Source organism: Hydrogenophaga sp. UC242_50 (assembly GCF_042697355.1).
Classification (GTDB): Bacteria; Pseudomonadota; Gammaproteobacteria; order Burkholderiales; family Burkholderiaceae_C; genus Hydrogenophaga.
This window is the reverse complement of sequence record NZ_CP170553.1, coordinates 2067253-2086220: the sequence shown is the minus strand read 5'-3', so window position 1 is coordinate 2086220 and position 18968 is coordinate 2067253. Positions and strand designations below refer to the sequence as shown.

At 69.2% G+C, this 18968-nt stretch carries 10 protein-coding genes and 6 pseudogenes; 11 read left to right on the top strand and 5 right to left on the bottom strand.

What is annotated here, in order from left to right:
• Positions 1 to 3: 3 nt before the first annotated feature.
• From ACFJGX_RS10650 to ACFJGX_RS10635, 4 genes and pseudogenes are all read left to right on the top strand, one after another.
• Positions 4 to 736 (top strand): annotated as a pseudogene (locus ACFJGX_RS10650) (YceH family protein).
• 79 nt (positions 737 to 815) lie between these two features.
• Complete coding sequence (locus ACFJGX_RS10645) at positions 816 to 1997, top strand: acyl-CoA dehydrogenase family protein (protein WP_382321461.1); 1182 nt, start codon at positions 816 to 818, stop codon at positions 1995 to 1997.
• A gap of 10 nt (positions 1998 to 2007) precedes the next feature.
• Positions 2008 to 3124, top strand: a pseudogene (locus tag ACFJGX_RS10640) (acyl-CoA dehydrogenase family protein).
• A 66-nt stretch (positions 3125 to 3190) separates the two neighbouring features.
• Positions 3191 to 4567, top strand: coding sequence for an alpha/beta fold hydrolase (locus ACFJGX_RS10635; RefSeq protein WP_382321463.1), 1377 nt, complete (start codon positions 3191 to 3193; stop codon positions 4565 to 4567).
• An 89-nt stretch (positions 4568 to 4656) separates the two neighbouring features.
• Here ACFJGX_RS10635 and ACFJGX_RS10630 read toward each other — a convergent pair whose 3' ends face one another.
• Positions 4657 to 5214, bottom strand: a complete 558-nt coding sequence (locus tag ACFJGX_RS10630; protein WP_382155149.1) for an HNH endonuclease — start codon at positions 5212 to 5214, stop codon at positions 4657 to 4659.
• Positions 5215 to 5418: 204 nt separating this feature from the next.
• Here ACFJGX_RS10630 and ACFJGX_RS10625 point away from each other — a divergent pair, with 204 nt between their 5' ends.
• The 6 genes and pseudogenes from ACFJGX_RS10625 (at position 5419) to ACFJGX_RS10600 (ending at position 12939) form a co-directional block, all read left to right on the top strand.
• Complete coding sequence (locus ACFJGX_RS10625; protein ID WP_382321465.1) at positions 5419 to 6483, top strand: bifunctional riboflavin kinase/FAD synthetase; 1065 nt, start codon at positions 5419 to 5421, stop codon at positions 6481 to 6483.
• Between the two features lie 121 nt (positions 6484 to 6604).
• Positions 6605 to 9153, top strand: a pseudogene (gene ileS, locus ACFJGX_RS10620) (isoleucine--tRNA ligase); the annotation flags it as partial.
• Complete coding sequence (locus ACFJGX_RS10615; RefSeq protein ID WP_382328665.1) at positions 9130 to 9465, top strand: zinc finger domain-containing protein; 336 nt, start codon at positions 9130 to 9132, stop codon at positions 9463 to 9465. The pseudogene ileS and the gene ACFJGX_RS10615, both read left to right, overlap by 24 nt.
• Positions 9465 to 9977: a signal peptidase II gene (lspA, locus tag ACFJGX_RS10610; protein ID WP_382321468.1), complete on the top strand. Its 513-nt coding sequence runs from the start codon at positions 9465 to 9467 to the stop codon at positions 9975 to 9977. The genes ACFJGX_RS10615 and lspA overlap by 1 nt, the downstream gene beginning before the upstream one ends.
• A 70-nt stretch (positions 9978 to 10047) precedes the next feature.
• Positions 10048 to 11713: pseudogene (locus tag ACFJGX_RS10605) on the top strand (Na/Pi cotransporter family protein).
• 76 nt (positions 11714 to 11789) lie between these two features.
• Positions 11790 to 12939: pseudogene (locus tag ACFJGX_RS10600) on the top strand (aminotransferase class V-fold PLP-dependent enzyme).
• 27 nt (positions 12940 to 12966) lie between these two features.
• On the opposite strand, the gene ACFJGX_RS10595 reads toward ACFJGX_RS10600, so the two are convergent.
• Positions 12967 to 13962, bottom strand: coding sequence for a quinone oxidoreductase family protein (locus tag ACFJGX_RS10595; protein ID WP_382321472.1), 996 nt, complete (start codon positions 13960 to 13962; stop codon positions 12967 to 12969).
• 121 nt (positions 13963 to 14083) lie between these two features.
• On the opposite strand from ACFJGX_RS10595, the pseudogene ACFJGX_RS10590 reads away from it, so the two are divergent.
• Positions 14084 to 15026: pseudogene (locus ACFJGX_RS10590) on the top strand (DMT family transporter).
• Here the strand turns inward: ACFJGX_RS10590 and ACFJGX_RS10585 are convergent.
• From ACFJGX_RS10585 to ACFJGX_RS10575, 3 genes are all read right to left on the bottom strand, one after another.
• Positions 15027 to 16955: a methyl-accepting chemotaxis protein gene (locus tag ACFJGX_RS10585; protein ID WP_382328355.1), complete on the bottom strand. Its 1929-nt coding sequence runs from the start codon at positions 16953 to 16955 to the stop codon at positions 15027 to 15029.
• A 202-nt stretch (positions 16956 to 17157) separates the two neighbouring features.
• A complete protein-coding gene (locus ACFJGX_RS10580) occupies positions 17158 to 17955 on the bottom strand; it encodes an SDR family oxidoreductase (protein WP_382328353.1) in 798 nt (265 codons plus the stop codon).
• Positions 17956 to 17970: 15 nt separating this feature from the next.
• The gene (locus ACFJGX_RS10575) at positions 17971 to 18909 is read right to left on the bottom strand and encodes a DMT family transporter (RefSeq protein WP_382328351.1); all 939 of its coding nucleotides are present in this window, start codon (positions 18907 to 18909) and stop codon (positions 17971 to 17973) included.
• Positions 18910 to 18968: the final 59 nt, after the last annotated feature.

Genomic DNA, 18968 nt, shown 5'->3' with positions numbered 1-18968 from the left:
GTAATGACCTCAGACCTGCAAACCCCTTCAGCCGGCCGCCCGCGCGGCCACGATTTCCAGCAACGCCCGCTCTCGCCCGCCGAGGCGCGCGTGCTCGGCACCCTCATGGAGAAGGCGCGCACCGTGCCCGACAGCTACCCCATGACGCTCAACGCTCTGGTGACGGGCTGCAACCAGAAGTCCAGCCGCGACCCGGTGATGAACCTGGCCGACGCCCTGGTGCTGGAGGCGCTGGACGAGCTGCGCAGCCTGCACATGGTGATGGAGGGCAGCGGCAGCCGGGTCACCCGCTACGAACACAATTTCGCGCGCGCCGTGGGCGTGCCCGAACAATCCGCCGTGCTGCTGGGCATGTTGATGCTGCGCGGCCCGCAGACCGCCGGTGAGCTGCGCCTGAACACCGAGCGCTGGTACAAGTTCCTGGACATCGCCTCGGTCGACGGCTTCCTGGAGGAACTGCAGGACCGCAGCGCCGAGAAAGGCGGCCCGCTGGTGGTGAAGCTGCCGCGCGCACCCGGCGCCCGGGAGCAGCGCTGGGCCCACCTGCTCTGCGGCCCGGTGGACACCAGCGCCGTCGCGGCGGCGCCGTCCACCCAGGGCAGCGCGGCCACCGAAGACGAACTGATCGCCCTCACCCGCCGGGTGCGCAGCGCTGGAAAACACCGTGGCCCAGTTGCAGGACCAGCTTCAGAATCTGAACGAGCAGCTCGGCTTGTCGCAGCCCGGACAGCCATAAAACGAACGGTCGTGCGAAACTGGCCGGCGTTGTTCAATTTGCCGGCACACATCCTGTGGCGGCCACCAGGAGACATTCCATGGATTTGGCATTCACGCCCGAAGAACAGGCGTTTCGCGAAGACATCCGGGGCTGGGTCAAGGCCAACCTGCCCGCCGAGATCGCCCACAAAGTGCACAACGCGCTGCGCCTGACGCGCGACGACATGCAGCGCTGGGCCAAGATTCTCGGCAAGAAGGGCTGGCTGGGCTGGGGCTGGCCCAAGGAGTTCGGCGGCCCGGGCTGGACCGCGGTGCAGAAGCACCTGTTCGAGGAAGAATGCGCCCTGGCCGGCGCGCCGCGCGTGGTGCCCTTCGGCCCCGTGATGGTGGCGCCGGTGATCATGGCCTTCGGCAACAAGGAACAGCAGCAGCGTTTCCTGCCCGGCATCGCCAGCGGCGAGGTGTGGTGGAGCCAGGGCTACAGCGAACCCGGCTCGGGCTCGGACCTGGCCTCGGTCAAGACCCGCGCCGAGCGCCAGGGCGACAAATACATCGTCAACGGCCAGAAGACCTGGACCACGCTGGGCCAGTACGGCGAGTGGATCTTCTGCCTGGTGCGCACCAGCACCGAGGGCAAGCCGCAGACCGGCATCTCCTTCCTGCTGATCGACATGGCCTCGCCCGGCGTCACCGTGCGGCCCATCAAGCTGCTGGACGGCGAGAGCGAGGTGAACGAAGTCTGGTTCGACAACGTCGAGGTGCCAGCGGAGAACCTGATCGGCGAGGAGAACAAGGGCTGGACCTACGCCAAGCACCTGCTCAGCCACGAACGCACCAACATCGCCGACGTGAACCGCGCCAAGCGCGAGCTCGAGCGCCTGAAGCGCATCGCCAAGACCGAAGGCGTCTGGGACGACCTGCGCTTCCGCGACCAGATCGCGCTGCTCGAAGTCGACGTGGTGGCGCTGGAGATGCTGGTGCTGCGCGTGCTCTCGGCCGAGAAATCGGGCAAGAACTCGCTCGACATCGCCGGTCTGCTCAAGATCAAGGGCAGCGAGATCCAGCAACGCTACAGCGAACTCATGATGCTGGCGGCCGGCCCCTACAGCCTGCCCTTCATCGAGGAGGCCATGGAAGCCGGCTGGCAGGGCGACTTCCCCGGCGGCGTCACCGCCAACGCGCCGCTGGCGTCCACCTACTTCAACATGCGCAAGACCACCATCTACGGCGGCAGCAACGAAGTGCAGCGCAACATCGTCGCGCAAACCGTTCTGGGCTGAGGAGAAAAACATGGACTTTGATTTCAGCGACGACCAACAGCAACTGCGCGACGCCGTGCGCAAATGGGTCGACAAGGGCTACACCTTCGAGCGCCGCAACGGCATCGTGGCCGCGGGCGGCTTCGACCGCGCCGCCTACGGTGAATTGGCCGAGCTCGGCCTGGCCGGCCTTTACGTGAGCGAGGACGACGGCGGCCTGGGCATGGGCCCCATCGAAGGCATGGTGGTCATGGAAGAGCTGGGGCGCGGCATCGTGCTCGAACCCCTGGCCCAGACCCTCATCACCTCCGGCGTGCTGGGCGGTTACGCGCCGGCCGACCTCAAGGCCGCGTGGTTGCCGCGCATGGCCTCGGGCGAAGCGCTGGTGGTGCTCGCGCACCAGGAGCGCAAGGCCCGCTACAAGCTCGACGTGTGCGCCACCACCGCCACCCAGGCCGGCAGCGGCTGGACGGTCTCGGGCAGCAAGAACGTGGTGCCCGCCGCCGACCAGGCCGACGCCTTCGTCGTGCCCGCCGTGGCCGGCGGCAAGCTCGCCCTGTTCCTGGTGGAGCGCACCGCCGCTGGCGTTGCGCACGCGCGGCTACGGCACGCAGGACGGCGGCCGTGCGGGTGACCTCACGCTCAAGGACGCCCCGGCCCAACTGATCACCACCGATGGCCTGACCGCGCTGGAACACGCCGTGGACATCGGCATCGCCGCCGCCTGCGCCGAAGCCGTGGGCGTGATGGACAAGACCGTGGCCATCACCGTCGAGTACATGAACACGCGCAAGCAGTTCGGCGTGGCCATCGCCAGCTTCCAGGCGCTGCGCCACCGCGTGGCCGACATGAAGATGCAACTGGAGCTGGCGCGCTCCATGAGCTACTACGCCAGCCTCAAGCTCAACGCCCCGGCGCCAGAGCGCCGCGCGGCCATGGCGCGGGCCAAGGTGCAGCTGGGCACGGCCATGCGCTTCGTCGGACAACAGGCGGTGCAGCTGCACGGCGGCATCGGCGTGACCGACGAGTACATCGTGAGCCACTACTTCAAGAAGCTCACGCAGCTGGAAATGACCTACGGCGACACCCTGCACCACCTGGGCGAGGTCTCCGCCCGGATGCAGGACACGGCCGGCGTGTTCGCCTGATCCCCCCAGCGGCCCGCACCCAGCGGGCCGCGGTGTTTTTGCGGCCCCTTCAACAGGAGAGACCCGATGCCCACCCGCCGAACCATTTTCGCCACCATCGCCAGCAGCCTGTTGCTGGCGGCCTGTGCCAGCGCACCCCGGGGTGCGGGGCAGCCACCCATCGTGTTCGTGCACGGCAACGGCGACTCCGCCTCGATCTGGCAGACCACCCTGTGGCGCTTCGAGTCCAACGGCTGGCCGCGCGAGCGCCTGCACGCGATCGACCTGCCCTACCCGCTCGCGCGCGACGACGACGGCAAGGCCCAGCCGGGGCGCTCGTCCACGGCCGAGCACATGGCTTTCCTCAAGGCCGAGGTGGACAAGGTCCTGAGGGCCACCGGCGCGCCGCAGGTGGTGCTGGTGGCGAATTCGCGCGGCGGCTACGCGGTGCGCAACTACATCCAGAATGGCGGCGGCGACAAGACCGTGAGCCACGCGGTGCTGGGCGGCACACCCAACCACGGCGTCTGGGCCATCAAGGGATTCCGGGAGGCCAACGAATTCGCTGGCACCGGCCCCTTCCTGAGCGCGCTGAACGCGCCCAAGAACGCCGCCGGCGACGAAGTGGCCGGCCCAGTGAAGTGGATGACCCTGCGATCCGACAACAACGACAAGTTCGCCCAGCCCGACGGCGTGTGGATCGGCGCCCGGGGCACGCCCACCAACGTCGGTTTCGACGGGCCCGCGCTCAAGGGTGCCCACAACGTGGTGCTGCCCCGCGTGGACCACCGCGAGACGTCCTTCTCACCCGCGGCGTTCGATGCCATGCACCGCTTCATCACCGGCCAGGCGCCACGCACGCTGGCCATCACCGCCCAGACGCCGGTGGTGCTCAACGGCAAGGTCACCGGCCTGGGCGTGTCGCCAACCGACCCGGCCTCGGGCAACGAGACCAACAACCTGCCCGTGCCGGGCGCGCAGCTCACGGTGTACGCCACCGACCCCGCGACGGGCGAGCGCCGGGGCGCGGCCGTGCACAGCAAGACCGTGGGCGCCGATGGCCTCTGGGGCCCGTTCACCGCCCAGCCTGGCGTGGCCCACGAGTTCGTCATCAGCGCGCCGGGCTACGCCACCACACACATCTACCGCAGCCCCTTCCCGCGTGGCAGCGAACTGATCCACCTGCGCGCCGAGCGCATCGCGGCCGCCGACCGCGGCGCGAAGTCCATCGTCACCTTCACCCGGCCGCGCGGCTACTTCGATGCCGCGCGCGACACGATGTCGTTCGATGGCAAGGCCCTGCCCGGTGTGCCGCCCGCGGGCGCGGGCGTGTCCAGCTCGAAACTGGCCCTCGCCACGGAAGGCGCGCGGCCCATCGCGGCCGAATTCAACGGTGAGAAGCTCACCGGCCGGACCTGGCCAGCGGGCGAGAACCACCTCGTGGTGCTGGAACTGACGCACTGACCACCCCCACGCTCCACCGCTTCGCGGGTCGCTGCCCCCAAGGGGGCTGGCCCGGCTTGGGGCGGCCCGGCGCCGGACCACGCCCATCCCTAGGCGTGCAGCCGCGAGGTCTTGGGCAGGTGCGACATCAGGAACTCCATCTGGTCCGCCAGAATGCGGCGGTTGCGCAGGATGAAGTCTTCCCACAGGCTGGGCACGTAGGGCGTGTACAGCAGCCCCATGTGGGCCTGTTCGGGCGTGCGGTTGCCCTTGCGGTGGTTGCAGGACTTGCAGGCCGTCACCACGTTCATCCAGGTGTCGCGACCGTTCTGCCCCAGCGGCACGATGTGCTCTCGCGTGCACACCTCGTCGTGGCAGCTCTCGCCGCAGTAGGCGCACACGTTGCGGTCGCGCGCGAACAGCTTGCTGTTGGTCAGCGTGGGCCGCAGGTCGAAGGGGTTGATGCGCGGCACGCCCTGGGTGCCGATGATGGAGTTGACCGTGATGATGGACTGGCGCCCGGTCACCGCGTTGTGCCCGCCGTGGAACACCGCGACCTCGGCCCCCATTTCCCAGCGCACCTCATCCGCCGCGTAATGCAACACGGCTTCCTCCAGGCTGATCCACGACTGTGGCAGCCCCTGCGCGGAGAGCTTCAAGACCTTCAAGACGGGCTCCTTCCAACGAACATGTCACCGGGGAGGGGCGGCCCTGGGCAAGCCGCCCTGCGGCCGCGGGCAAGGCCTGCGGGCGCATATCATCGTGTGCCAATATAGCAAGCTTTGAAGAATCGGCCGTGACGGCAGGCCTGGAAGCCATGGCTTTCGCCCTCAAATGCCCTTTCGACCCAGCCTCTGACCCCCTCTCACGGCATGAAAATCTATCGCGGCCTGCGCTCCCGCCCCCCCGGCTCCCCGGGCTGCGCATTGACCATCGGCAACTTCGACGGCGTGCACCGGGGCCACCAGGCCATGCTCGCGCTGCTCAACAACGAGGCGCGGCACCGCGGCGTGCCCAGCTGCGTGATGACTTTCGAACCGCACCCGCGCGACTACTTCGCCGCCCTGCACCACAAGCCGGAACTGGCGCCCGCGCGCATCGCCACGTTGCGCGACAAGCTGCAGGAGCTGGACCGCTGCGGCGTGCACGAATGCGTGATCCTGCCGTTCAATGCCCGGCTGGCCAACCAGGCGCCCGAGGCCTTCATCGAGGACACGCTGGTGGGCGCGTTCGGCGTGCAGTACGTGCTGGTGGGCGACGACTTCCGCTTCGGCTCCAAACGGGCCGGCGACTACGCCATGCTCGATGCCGCCGGCGGTCGCCTGGGTTTCGACGTGGCGCGCATGCAAAGCTACGAGGTGCACGGCCTGCGTGTGTCCAGCTCCGCCGTGCGCGAGGCTCTGGGCGCCGGCCGCATGGACGACGTGGCCGCCCTGCTGGGCCGGCCCTACAGCATCAGCGGCCACGTGGTGCACGGGCGCAAGCTCGGCCGCCAGCTGGCCGAGAGCAGCCCCGGGCGCGGCGACGGCTTTCGCACCCTCAACCTGCGCTTTTCGCACTGGAAACCGGCGGCCAGCGGCATCTTCGCGGTGCACGTGCATGGCCTGGGCCCACACGCCGATTCGCCCCCCCTGCCGGGCGTGGCAGACCTGGGGGTGAGGCCCTCGCTGGACCCGGACGACGTCAACGGCGGGCGGGTGCTGCTGGAGACCCATTGCCTCGACTGGCCGCCCGCCTTGGCCGCCAGCCTGCCCGACGGAGAGGCCTACGGTAAAATCGTGCGCGTGGAACTGCTGCACAAACTGCATGACGAGCTGAAGTACGACAGCCTCGACGCCCTGACCCAGGGCATCGCACGGGACTGCGACGACGCACGCGCGTTCTTTGCGTCGCTGCACACCCAGACCCATCGGCAGACCACCCGCGACCGAATTTAGACGACCTGTCTGTCCGGTCGCTGCCCTTCGACAGGCTCAGGGCGAACGGTTTCTGTCTCCAGTCCCCTCGCACTCCCCCGGTTCGGGCTGAGCTTGTCGAAGCCACCATGGAACTCCCGTCATGTCCGACACCCCCACCGACTACCGCAGCACCCTCAACCTGCCCGACACCCCCTTCCCCATGCGCGGCGACCTGCCCAAGCGCGAGCCGGGCTGGGTGAACAGCTGGAACCAGGAAGGCCTCTACAAGCGCCTGCGCGACGCCCGCGAAGGCGCGGCGCTGTTCGTGCTGCACGACGGCCCGCCCTACGCCAACGGCCAGATCCACATGGGCCACGCCGTCAACAAGGTGCTCAAGGACATGATCGTCAAAAGCCGCCAGCTGGCCGGCTTCGACGCCCAGTACATCCCGGGCTGGGACTGCCACGGCCTGCCGATCGAGAACGCGATCGAGAAAAACACGGCCGCAACCTCAGCCGCGACGACATGCAGGCCAAGAGCCGCGCCTATGCCACCGAGCAGATCGGCCTGCAGCGCGAAGACTTCAAGCGCCTGGGCATCCTCGGTGACTGGGAGCGCCCCTACCGCACCATGGACCCGGCCAACGAGGCGGGCGAGATCCGCGCCTTCAAGCGCGTGATCGAGCGCGGTTTCGTCTACCGAGGCCTCAAGCCCGTGTACTGGTGCTTCGACTGCGGCTCCTCGCTGGCCGAGTTCGAGATCGAGTACGCCGACAAGAAGAGCGACACGCTGGACGTGGCCTTCGAAGCCAACGACCCGGCCGCGCTCGCCAAGGCCTTCGGCCTGGCCGCGCTGCCGGCCGGCAAGACCGGCTTCGCCGTCATCTGGACCACCACCGCCTGGACCATCCCGGCCAACCAGGCGCTCAACGCCCACCCGGCCCTGGGCTACGCGCTGGTCGACACGCCGCGCGGCGTGCTGCTGCTGGCCGAGTCGCTGGTCGAGAAATGCCTGGAGCGCTTCCAGCTCGAAGGCCAGGTGATCGCCACCGCCCCCGGCGAGGCCCTGCGCGACCTGAGCTTCCGCCACCCCCTGTACGACGTGGACGCCGGCTACCGCCGCCTCTCGCCGCTGTACCTGGCCGACTACGTGAGCGACAGCGACGGCACCGGCATCGTGCACTCGGCCCCGGCCTACGGCGTGGATGACTTCAACTCCTGCGTGTCGCACGGCCTGGCCTACGACGACATCCTCAACCCGGTGCAGGGCAACGGCACCTACGCGGCCGACTTCCCGCTGTTCGGCGGCCAGCACATCTGGAAGGCCGTGCCGGCCATCCTGGAGGCGCTGAAGAACGCCGGCCGCCTCATGGCGACCCAGCCCATCACCCACAGCTACCCGCACTGCTGGCGCCACAAGACACCGGTGATCTACCGCGCCGCCGCGCAGTGGTTCATCCGCATGGACGAGGGCGAGGGCGTGTTCACCAAGGACAAGGCGCCGCGCACCCTGCGCCAGACCGCGCTGGACGCGATCGAGCACACCCACTTCTTCCCGGAGAACGGCAAGGCGCGCCTGCACGACATGATCGCCAACCGGCCCGACTGGTGCATCTCGCGCCAGCGCAGCTGGGGCGTGCCCATCCCCTTCTTCCTGCACAAGGACTCGGGTGAGCTGCACCCGCGCACCATGGAGATCCTCGACCAGGCGGCCGACATCGTCGAGAAGGGCGGCATCGAGGCCTGGAGCCGCGTGACGGCCGAGGACATCCTGGGCGCGCAGGACGCGCCGAACTACACCAAGAGCCAGGACATCCTGGAGGTCTGGTTCGACTCCGGCTCGACCTTCCAGCACGTGCTGCGCGGCAGCCACGCCAAGGCCTACGTCAATGGCGCCTTCCACTCGCAAGGACCCGAGGCCGATCTGTACCTCGAAGGCCACGACCAGCACCGGGGCTGGTTCCATTCCTCGCTGCTGCTGGGCTGCGCCCTGCACGACCGCGCGCCCTACCGAGGCCTGCTCACCCACGGCTTCACCGTGGACAGCCAGGGCCGCAAGATGAGCAAGTCGCTCGGCAACGGCATCGACCCGCAGGAGGTGACCAAGAAGCTGGGCGCCGAGATCATCCGCCTGTGGGTGGCCGCGAGCGACTACTCGGGCGACATCGCCGGCGACGACAAGATCCTCGCCCGCGTGGTCGACGCCTACCGCCGCATCCGCAACACGCTGCGCTTCCTGCTCGCCAACGTGAGCGACTTCGACCCGGCCACCGACGCCGTGCCGCTGGACCAGATGCTGGAGATCGACCGCTACGCGCTCGCGCGCGCGGCGCAGTTCCAGGCCGAGGTGCTGGCGCACTACGACGTGTACGAGTTCCACCCCGTGGTGGCGAAGCTGCAGGTGTACTGCTCGGAAGACCTGGGCGCGTTCTACCTCGACGTGCTCAAGGACCGGCTCTACACCACCGCACCCAAGAGCCTGGCGCGGCGCAGCGCCCAGACCGCGCTGCACCAGATCACCCACGCCATGCTGCGCTGGATGGCGCCGTTCATGAGCTTCACCGCCGAAGAGGCCTGGCCGGTGCTCGCGGGTGCGCAGAACCAGGGCTCGATCTTCTTCGAGACCTACGCCCAGCTGCCCAACGCCGACGAGGCGCTGCTGGCCAAGTGGACGCGCCTGTGCGAAGTGCGCAACCTGGTGAACAAGGAGATCGAGACCGTGCGCACCGCCGGCCAGGTGGGCTCCTCGCTGCAAGCCAACGTGCGCCTCACCGCCCCGGCCGATGACCATGCCCTGCTGGCCTCGCTGGGCGATGACCTGAGGTTCGCGCTGATCGTCTCGGCCGTGGAACTGCTGGCCGGCGACGAGCTGTCGGTGCAGGTCGTGCCGTCCAGCGCCACCAAGTGCGAGCGCTGCTGGCACTACCGCGACGACGTGGGCACGGACGCCGCGCACCCCACGCTGTGCGGCCGCTGCACCAGCAACCTGTTCGGCGCGGGCGAGCCGCGCACGGTGGCCTGATGTCGAACAACAGCCCCAACAGCCACCTCTGGCCCTGGCTCGGCCTGGCGGCCGCCCTGCTGGTGGCCGACCAGCTCACCAAGCAGTGGATCCTGGCGGTGTACCAGCTGGGCGACAGCACGCACGTCACCAGCTTCTTCAACCTCGTGCGCGTGCACAACACGGGCGCGGCGTTTTCGTTCCTGGCAGGCGCCGGGGGCTGGCAGCGCTGGTTCTTCACCGCCGTGGGCGTGGGCGCGGCGGTCTTCATCGTCTGGATGCTGCGCTCGCACCCGGGCCAGAAGCTGTTCGCGTTCGCGCTGTCGTGCATCCTGGGCGGCGCCCTGGGCAACGTGATCGACCGCCTGTGGCACGGCTACGTGGTGGACTTTCTCGACTTCCACTGGTCCTTCCTGGCCGGCCTGTTCCCGGGCGGACATTTCCCCTCGTTCAACCTCGCGGACATCGCGATTTCGGTCGGTGCCGCGGCCCTGATCCTGGACGAGATCCTGCGCGTGCGCCGCCGCCGCTGACCCCCCGCGCGGCCCCGCGAGTCCGCACCGCCCACGGGGCTTCGCCCCGGGGCGTATAGTTTTGAGGTTCATGAAACATCTGCTGGACCTTCTCGCGGCCATTGCCTTGCTGGTTTGGGGCACCCACCTGGTGCGGGCCGGCGTGCTGCGCGTCTTCGGCAGCAACCTGCGGCAGTTCCTCGCCGCGAGCATGGGCAACCGCTTCACCGCCGCCCTCTCCGGCCTGGGCGTGACCGCCCTGGTGCAATCCAGCACCGCCACCGCGCTGATCACCGCCTCCTTCGTGGGCCGCGGCCTGATCGCGCTGCCCGCCGCCCTGGCGGTGATGTTGGGCGCCGACATCGGCACCAGCCTGATGGCGGTGGTGTTCTCCTTCGACCTGTCCTGGCTCTCGCCGCTGTTCATCTTCCTGGGCGTCACGCTGTTCATCTCGCGCCAAGGCACGCCGGTGGGCGACTTCGGCCGCGTGCTGATCGGCCTGGGCCTGATGCTGCTGGCCCTGCGGCTCATTTCGGCCGCCACCAGCGTGCTGACGCAGAACCCCGCCGTGCAGCTGATGCTGGAATCGCTCACCAGCGACCTGCTGCTGGAGATCCTGCTGGGCGCCGCGCTGGCCGTGGTGGCCTACTCCAGCCTCGCGGTGGTGCTGCTGGCGTCCTCCCTGGCGCTGCAGGTGGTCGGGCTGGACGTGGCCCTGGGCATCGTGCTCGGCGCCAACCTGGGCAGCGGGCTGCTGGCCGTGATCACCACCGCCAAGTCCGGCATCAGCACCCGCCAGGTGCCGCTGGGCAACCTGCTGTTCAAGGTGCTGGGCGTTGCGCATCGCGATCTGGCTCATTCCCCTGTGGCTGCAGGTCATGCAGCCGCTGGTGCAGGACCCGGCCACGCTCACCGTGCTGTTCCACCTGAGCTTCAACCTGATGGTCGGCGCGGTCTTCATCGGCCTGACCAAGCCGGTCGCCCGCATGGTCAACCGCCTGCTGCCGCTGAAGAAGGACAAGAGCCCGCTGGACCGGCCCAACCACCTCGACCCCTCGGCCCTGGCGACGCCCTCGCTGGCCATCTCCTGCGCCGCGCGCGAGGCCATGCACCAGGCCGACGTGGTCGAGACCATGCTGCGCGGCGTGGTCACCGTGATCCGCAACAACGACGCCAAGCTCTCGCAGGACCTGCGCAAGCTCGACGACACCGTCGACAACCTCTACTCCTCGATCAAGTACTACCTCACCAAGATCTCGCGCCAGCAGCTCAGCGAGGCCGAGAGCCGGCGCTGGACCGACATCATCAGCTTCACCATCAACATGGAGCAGATCGGCGACACCGTCGAGCGCGTGCTGCTGGACATCGAGGACAAGAAGATCCGCAAGGGCCGCAGCTTCTCCGAGGCCGGCATGGCCGAGATCACCGAACTGCACGCGCGTCTGCTCGACAACCTGCGCCTGGGCATGAGCGTGTTCCTCAACGGCAACGTGCGCGACGCGCAGAAGCTGGTGGAAGAGAAGGTGCGCTTTCGCGACATGGAACGCGAGTACGCCGCCACCCACCTGGACCGGCTCTCCGGCATGACCCCGCAGAGCATGGACACCAGCTCGCTGCACCTGGACCTGATCAGCGACTTGAAACGCATCAACTCGCACATCTGCTCGATCGCCTACCCCATCCTGGACAGCGCCGGCGTGCTGGCCCCCAGCCGCCTGCGCGAACCCACCCCACCGTCGCACGCCAGCCGGCTCTGAGCATCCGTACGGGTGCAAGCCTGGGAGGGCTGTGCTACGCTGGCTCTCCGTTTTTGCGCCCGACACAGGAGACAACATGCCCGGACTGCTGCCCCACATCGACCCCGACGGTCTGCTCGAGTTCTCGGTCGTCTACACCGATCGCGCGCTCAACCACATGTCCAAGCGTTTCCAGGGCGTGATGACCGACATCTCGGCCATGCTCAAGCGCGTCTACGGCGCGCACTCGGCCGTGCTGGTGCCCGGCAGCGGCACCTTCGGCATGGAATCGGTGGCGCGCCAGTTCGCGCACGGCAAACATGTGCTGGTGATCCGCAACGGCTGGTTCAGCTACCGCTGGACGCAGATCTTCGACATGGGCGGCATCCCCGCCAGCCACACCGTGATGAAGGCACGGCGCACCGGCGACGGCGCGCAGGCCCCCTGGGCGCCCGCGCCGATCGACGAGGTGGTGGCGCACCATCGCGCGCGAAAAACCGGCCCTGGTGTTCGCCCCGCACGTGGAAACCGCCGCCGGCATGATCCTGCCCGACGACTACCTCGAGGCCGTGGCCGATGCGGTGCACGCCGTGGGCGGCCTGTTCGTGCTCGACTGCATCGCCTCCGGCGCGATGTGGGTGGACATGAAGGCCACCGGCGTCGACCTCCTCATCTCGGCCCCGCAGAAGGGCTGGAGCAGCTCGCCCTGCTGCGCCATGGTGATGCTCAGCGAACGCGCCCGCAGCGCCATCGACGCCACGCAGAGCACCACCTTCGCGATGGACCTCAAGAAGTGGCTGCAGATCATGGAAACCTACGAAGGCGGCGGCCACGCGTACCACACCACCCTGCCCACCGACGCGCTCACCCGCCTGCGCGAGACCATGAAGGAAACCGAGGCCTACGGCTTCGAGCGCGTGCGGCAGGAGCAGGTGGCGCTGGGCGCGCAGGTGCGCGCGCTGCTGGTGCGCCACGGCTTCCCCAGCGTGGCCGCGGCCGGCTTCCAGGCGCCGGGCGTGGTGGTGAGCCACACCACCGACCCCGACATCCAGTCGAGCAAGAAATTCCTCGCGCAAGGCCTGCAGACCGCGGCCGGCGTGCCGCTGCAGTGCGACGAAGGCCCGGACTTCAAGACCTTCCGCATCGGCCTGTTCGGCCTGGACAAATGGCACGACGTGCCGGCCACGCTCCAGCACCTGGAACGGGCCCTGGCCGAGGTCGCGCCCAAGGTGGCGCAACCGGCCTGACGAAAAAAGCGGCCCAGGCCGCTTTTTTTACGGCAGCAGCACCGTGCAGCCGGTGGTGGCGCGCGCCTCCAGGCTCTTGTGCGCGGCCTGCACATCGGTCAACTCGAAGCGCTGGTCGATGCGCACCTTCACCTTGCCACCCTCCACCACCGCGAACAGGTCGTCGGCCATGGCCTGGGTGCGCTCGCGGCTGGTGATGTGGGCGAACAGGGTCTGGCGCGTCACGTAGAGCGAGCCCTTGGCCGCCAGGAGGCCGGGCGCGAACGGCGGCACCGGGCCCGAGGCGTTGCCGAAGCTCACCATCAGGCCGAAGGGGCGCAGGCAGTCCAGCGATTTTTCAAAGGTGTCCTTGCCCACCGAGTCGTAGACCACCTTCACGCCCTGGCCGTTGGTGATGTCCTTGACGCGCGCCGCGAAATCCTCGGTGCGGTAGTTGATGGCGTGGGCCGCGCCGTGCGCCAGGGCCAGCGCGCACTTCTCGTCGGACCCCGCGGTGCCGATCAGCTGCAGGCCGAGCGACTTCGCCCACTGGCTCGCGATCAGGCCCACGCCACCGGCGGCGGCATGGAACAGCACGAAATCACCCGCCTCCAGCCCCTCGACGGGGCGGCAGCGCTTGAGCAGGTACTGCGCGGTCAGGCCCTTGAGCATCATGGCCGCGCCGGTCTCGAAGTCGATCGCATCGGGCAGCCGGCAGACGTTCATGGCCGGCATCACGCGCACATCGCTGTAGCTGCCGGGCGGGTTGGCGGCATAGGCCGCGCGGTCCCCCGCTTTCAGGTGCGTCACGCCCTCGCCCACCGCCTCGACCACGCCCGCGCCTTCCATGCCCAGCGCCAGCGGCAGGGGGAAGGGGTACAGGCCGGTGCGCTGGTACACGTCGATGAAGTTCAGGCCGATGGCGTGGTGCCGGATGCGCACCTGGCCAGGCCCGGGTTCGCCCACGCTCACGGTGTCGATCACCAGTTGCTCGGGGCCGCCCACGGCATGGATGCGCACGGCGCGGCTGGTCTGTTCGCTCATCTCGGTTTCTCCTCGGGGTTCGAAAGCGGCCATGCTGCCACGAAACGCCCGCCCTGCCGATGCCGCTTCGCATCACCCCCAGGCCCTCGCCGGTCATGGGCTCGCGGGTACAGTGCGGGCCATGTCCCAGAACGCCAGTGCCCGTCTCAGCCCCACCACCCTTCTGCTGCTCGTCATTCCGCCCTTGATGTGGGCGGGCAATGCGGTGGTCGGCCGCATGATGCAGGGTGTGGTGCCGCCGGTCACGCTGAACTTCCTGCGCTGGACCCTGGCCTTCCTGCTGTTGCTGCCGTTCGCCGGCCGGGTTCTGCGCCCGGGCCCCGACGGCCTGTGGCCGCACTGGCGGCGCTTCGCCCTGCTGGGCCTGCTGGGCGTGGGCTGCTACAACGCCTTCCAGTACGTGGCCCTGAAGACCTCCACCCCGATGAACGTGACGCTCGTCGCGGCCAGCATGCCGGTGTGGATGCTGCTGCTGGGCCGGATCTTCTATGGCGCTGGCCATCTCCCGGCGCGCGGCCCTGGGTGCCCTGCTCTCGCTGTCCGGCGTGGCGGTGGTGCTCTCGCACGGCGAGCTCGACCACCTGCTGGCGGTGAAGCTGGTGCCGGGCGACGGCTGGATGCTGCTGGCCTCATTGCTCTGGGCCTGGTACAGCTGGCTGCTGGTGCGCCCCAAGCCCGGCACGGAGCCTGCCCACATCAAGGCCGACTGGGCCGCCTTCCTGCTCGCGCAGATCGTCATGGGCGTGCTGTGGTCGGGCCTGTTCGCCGCGGGCGAGTGGCTCACGCTGCCCCCGCTGGCCGAAGGGCAGCACCCCATCCAGTGGGGCTGGCCGCTGGCCGCCGCGCTGGTGTACGTGGCCGTGGGCCCTTCGCTGGTGGCCTACCGCTGCTGGGGCGCGGGCGTGGCGCGCGTAGGCCCGGCCCTGGCCGCGTTCTTCAACAACCTCACGCCGCTGTTCGCCGCCCTGCTCTCGGCCACCCTGCTGGGCGAGCCGCCCCGGCTCTACCACGCGCTCGGTTTCGTGCTGATCGTGGGCGGCATCCTGGTCTCGTCGAGAAAGTGATCAGGCGAGTCTGAACGCCGCCACCGCCTGCACCAGCTGATCGGCCTGCGACTTCAGGCTCTGCGCCGCCGCGGCGCTTTCCTCCACCAGCGCGGCGTTCTGCTGCGTGGCCTGGTCCATCTGCGTCACCGCCTCGCCGACCTGCGACACGCCGTCGCTCTGCTCGCGGCTGGCCGCGCTGATCTCGCCCACGATGTCGGTCACGCGGCGGATCGAACCCACCACCTCGCTCATGGTGCTGCCGGCCTGGTCCACCAGCGCCGTGCCCTGCTCCACGCGGTCCACGCTCACTTCGATCAGGCCCTTGATCTCCTTGGCCGCGGCGGCGCTGCGCTGCGCCAGGCTGCGCACCTCGGCCGCCACCACCGCGAAGCCCCGGCCCTGCTCGCCCGCACGCGCGGCCTCCACCGCGGCGTTGAGCGCGAGGATGTTGGTCTGGAAGGCGATGCCGTCGATCACGCTGATGATGTCGGCGATCTGGCGCGAGCTGTCGTTGATGCCCTTCATCATGTCGACCACCCGGCTCACGGCGTCACCGCCCTGCGTGCGCACTTCGGAGGCGCTGATCGCCAGCCGGTTGGCCTGCTGCGCGTTCTCGGCGTTGAGCTTCACGGTGGAGCTCAGCTCTTCCATCGAGGCGGCGGTTTCCTCCAGCGCCGAGGCCTGCTGCTCGGTGCGCGCCGACAGGTCGTGGTTGCCCTGGGCGATCTGCGAGCTGGCCGCGGCCACGCCCTCGGCGTTGCCGCGCACGCTGCCCACCACGCGGGTGAGCTCGGCCTGCATGGTCGACATGGCCCGGAGCAACTGGCCCATCTCGTCGCCACCACCCGATGGCACGGCCTGGCTCAGGTCGCCGGCGGCCACGCGGGCCGCCACCGTGCGGGCCAGCTCGGCCGGGCGCGTGATCGAGCGGCCGATGACGATCGCGAAGGCCACGCCCGCGCCCAGCAGCGCCGCGATGGTGCCCAGCACCCAGCCCAGTTCGCCGCGCTGTTCGGTGTAACGACTTTCGATCTCCACACCCAGTTCCTTCGTCGCGCGGTCGCTCAGGCCGTACATGCCGTCGATCGCGGTGGTCGTGGCCTTGAAGTAGTCGGCCGAGGCGTACTGCAGCACCGGCGCCTCGACGATCTGCTCGCGCGCCAGCTTGAGCGCGCCTTCGAATTCGCTGCGCGCCTGCGCATGCGAGGCGGCCAGGCGGGTCTTGAGCGTGGGGTCGTGTTCGAACGCCTTCTCCAGGCTGATGTCGAGCTCGCGCACACCGACGCGCGCGCGCTCGACCAGGCTGGCGATCTGCGCCTTCTCTTCCGGCGTGGCCGACTGGCGCACCAGCAGCGCGGACCCACGCGCCCGCGCCTGGCCCAGCATCTCGGTCAGGCGCGGCATCTGCTGCAGCGTGCCGATGATCAGGAAGTAGGTGGACTTGTCCGGGTCGGAGGTCAGGCCGAAGTGGTCCGACACGCGGTCGTTGAGTTCGATCAGGCCCGCGATCATCGCGGTGTGGCGCGCGAAGCTCTCCGGCCCCGTGACACCGCGCGCGGCCACCGCCTGCGACAGCGACTGCCACTGCTCCACGATGCCCCGCCAGTCGCGGCGGATGCGCGCGTCGTCCACGTCGCTGGCCAGCAGCGCCTCGAAGCGCTGCACCGCCTGCTGCACCTCGGCCGCGCGGGTCTGGCGCTGGGGCTCGGCATCGGCCTTGCCGCCCAGCACGGTGGCCGTCATGCCGCGGTGGATCTGCGCCAGGCGCACCACCTCCAGCAGCGAGCGCGAAGGCGCCAGGCCCTGGCGCTCGGCCTCGATGGCGGCGAGTCCACCCAGCGCGTCGCGCACATAGGCCGTCAGGGGGACGGCCACCAGCAAGGCGGCGATGAGTCCGAGCAGGACGAGCTTGTGGACCAGGCGCAGGTTTCGGATCAGGGACGGCATGAGGGGCGATCGAGGAGGGTTGAACGTGGTCCAACTATCGACGGGCACCCCCACAAGTTGAGGCATCAACGCACGACTTTTCCGCGGCGGTTTTCATTCGGAAAAACCGCATGGAAGTGGTGCGGAAAATGCGCCTCGGCGGTGCGTTTTCACCGCTTTTCGACACCCTCGCACAAGCCTGGTGCAGGGGTGCCGCGCGGCCTCAGAACGTGCCTGGGTAGGCGCCGCCGTCGGCCAGCACGTTCTGGCCCGTCATGTAGCCCGCGTGCACGCTGCACAGGAAGGCGCAGATCGCGCCGAACTCCTGCGGGTGCGCAAAGCGCTTGGCCGGGATGGTGCTGCGGCGCGCGTCCATCACGGCGTCCAGCGGCTGGCCCGCCTTGCTGGCAGCACCGGCCATGGTGGTCTTGAGGCGGTCGGTCTCGAACGCGCCCGGCAGCAGGTTGTTGATGGTCACGCCCTGCGCGGCCAGCGGGCTGCGCGCGGCACCGGCCACGAAACCCGTGAGGCCGCTGCGCGCGCCGTTGGACAGGCCCAGGATGCCGATCGGGGCCTTCACCGCGCCCGAGGTGATGTTGACGATGCGGCCGAAGCCGCGTTGCGCCATGCCGTCCACCACGGCCTTGATGAGTTCGATCGGCGTGAGCATGTTGGCGTCCAGCGCCTGGATCCAGTCGTCGCGCTCCCACGAGCGGAAATCGCCCGGCGGCGGACCGCCCGCGTTGTTGACCAGGATGTCGAAGGCCTTGCCCGGCCCGCCCGCCACCGACAGCGCGGCCGCGCGGCCTTCGGTCGTGGTGATGTCGGCCGCCACGCCCAGCACGTTGACGCCGGGTGCCGCAGCGCGCAGCGCGCTCACCGCCGCGTCGAGGTCGGCCGCGCCGCGCGCGACCAGCACCACGTTGACGCCCTCGGCCACGAGCGCCTGCGCGCAGCCCAGGCCCAGGCCCTTGCTCGCGCCGCACACCAGCGCCCATTTGCCCTTGATGCCCAAATCCATGTGAATCTCCAGAGGTTATTTTTTCGGTGCCGAGCCAAAGCGCGTCACCAGGAAGACGCCGCCGAGCACCAGCACCGTGCCCGCGACGATCCAGCGGTTGAAAGGTTCATCGAGGATCAGCACGCCCATCACGATGGTGGACATGGGGCCGATCATCCCGGTCTGCGCCGACAGGCCGGCGCCGATGCGCTCGATCGCCATCATCACCATCACCACCGGCGCGAAGGTGCACAGCGTGGCGTTGAGCAGCGAGAGCCAGATCACCTCGGGTGCCACGGCGGCCGCACTCATCGGCCGCAGCAGCACGAACTGCAGCAGGCACAGCACGCAGGCCACGCTGGTGGCCAGGCCCACCAGGCGCATCGAGCCCAGCCGCTTGACGAGTTCGCCGCTGTACACGAGGTAGATGGCGTAGCTCACGGCGCTGCCGAACACCAGCACCGTGCCCAGCACCGCATCCGGCCCCTGAAAGCCGGCCTCGTGGCCGAACACCAGCATCACGCCGGCATAGCTCACGGCCATGGCGATAGCCTGCAGGCCGGTGACGCGCCGCTTGTAGACCACCCAGCCCAGCAACAGCACCAGCGTGGGGTTGAGGTACAGGATCAGGCGCTCCAGGCTCGCGCTGATGTACTGCAGGCCCCAGAAGTCCAGGAAACTCGCGAGGTAATAACCGGTGAAGCCCAGGCCGAGCACGCCCAGCCAGTCGCGCCGCGTGAGCGGGGCCGGTTTCTCGCCGCCGGGCCGGTGGCTGGCCCACCAGGCCAGCGCCAGGAACAGCGGCAGCGCGAACAGCATGCGGTACATGATGAGCGTGACCGCATCGACCCCATGGCGGTAGGCCAGCTTGACGATGATGGCCTTCCCGCTGAAGGCAATGGAGCCCGCGCTGGCCAGCAACAGGCCGGTGGCGAGGTGGGGCGAGGGGTGGGAAGCGGAAGGCGCGGCGGGCATCCAGCCGATTATCCGGGCGCGGCGAAGGGCCCGTGGCGCGCGGGGCTTCGTCTTTGGCG